The sequence below is a fragment of the Clostridium punense genome (assembly GCF_017874425.1).
GTDB lineage: Bacteria > Bacillota > Clostridia > Clostridiales > Clostridiaceae > Clostridium_J > Clostridium_J punense.
In genome coordinates, this window is record NZ_JAGGLL010000089.1 from 1 (window position 1) to 1692 (window position 1692).

Consider the following 1692-nt stretch of genomic DNA (forward strand, 5'->3'; position numbering starts at 1 on the left):
GAGGTCACTGAAAAAGTGACCTTTTTTTCTTTTTCAAAAAGGATTTTTAGCTTTTATGTAGAATATATAAAGTAAAGACTTTTTAGAATAAGGTGATTTTATGTTAATGCAACCAAAAATGATATTGAGCCAATATGCTGATATATATGACAAAATTATTCCAAAAGATAATATGCTGAGAAGGATAAAGGAAATGGTGGACTTTTCATTTATTTACGATGAATTAGTTTCTACGTACTGTGCTAACAACGGTCGCGGAGCAATTGATCCAATAAGAATGTTTAAATACCTTTTACTAAAAACTATTTTCAATATTTCTGATCAAGATGTCGTTGAACGCTCAAAATATGATATGTCTTTTAAGTATTTTTTAGATATGGCTCCGGAGGAGGAAGTAATTAACCCAAGCTCTTTAACTAAGTTTAGAAAGCTACACTTAAAGGATTCTAATTTACTAGATTTGCTAATTTCTAAAACAGTAGAGATAGCAATCGAAAAGAATATTATAAAATCAAAATCAATTATTGTAGATTCTACTCACACAAAAGCTAAGTACAATCAAAAAACACCTAGAGAAGTTTTAATTGAGCAATCTAAAAAACTTCGTAAAGCTGTTTATAACATAGATGAGTCTTTAAAGACAAATTTTCCTGTAAAAGTAAATAACGGTATTCTTGAGGATGAGATTGAATACTGTCAAAAATTAATAACTGTTATTGAAAAAAATGAAGTTATTTCAGCTTATCCATCGGTAAAAGAAAGTTTAAACTTACTTAAAGAAACAATTGAAGATGACTTAGAACAATTAGCGCTATCAAAAGATGCTGACGCAAAAGTAGGTCACAAAACTGCGGATACATCTTTCTTTGGATATAAAACTCATATGGCAATGACAGAAGAGCGTATCATTACTGCTGCTGTTGTTACTTCTGGAGAAAAACATGATGGAAAACAACTTAGAACACTTATTGAAAAGAGCGAAGCCGCTGGCTTAGAAGTTGAAAATGTTATTGGAGATACAGCCTATTCTGAGAAGGAAAACATAGAATATATAAAAGAAAATAATAAAAATCTAATTGCAAAGCTTAGTAAGTCAGTATCTCATGGAAATAGTAGATTATCTCAAACAAAGTTTGAGTATAACAAAGATGCTGATATGTATGTATGCGAAGAAGGACATATGAGCATTAAGAAAAGTAGTACAAGGCCTAAAAAACATGCCAAAGATGGACAAGGTACAGTACTATCGTACTATTTTGACGTTGAGAAATGTAAATGTTGTCCTAAAAGAAATGGTTGTTATAAAGAAGGTTCAAAAACAAAATCATATTCTGTTTCTATTAAGAATAATACACATAAAGAGCATATGGAGTATCAAGAAACCGAATATTTTAAAGAAAAGGCAAAAGAACGATATAAAATAGAGGCTAAAAATAGTGAAATGAAGCATAGACATGGGTACGATGTAGCATCTGCCTCAGGTCTTATTGGTATGCAAATGCAAGGTGCATTAACAATTTTCACTGTTAACTTAAAGAGAATATTAAGTCTAAGTAAGTAATAAATGACACCTAGTATTAAGCTATGATAGAAAAAAGACATGAGTATGTACCATAAAATGGATTATACTCATGTCTTTTTTATTATCTAAAAGGCAGAACACTGAAAAACAAGATGTTTTTCAGTGCCCTC

Annotated in this window: 1 protein-coding gene; it reads left to right on the top strand. The window is 30.4% G+C overall.

Annotated features, from left to right (window positions below; genetic code table 11):
• Window positions 1–100: 100 nt before the first annotated feature.
• Complete coding sequence (locus J2Z44_RS21340; RefSeq protein ID WP_209650060.1) at window positions 101–1561, top strand: IS1182 family transposase; 1461 nt, start codon at window positions 101–103, stop codon at window positions 1559–1561.
• Window positions 1562–1692 lie beyond the last annotated feature (131 nt).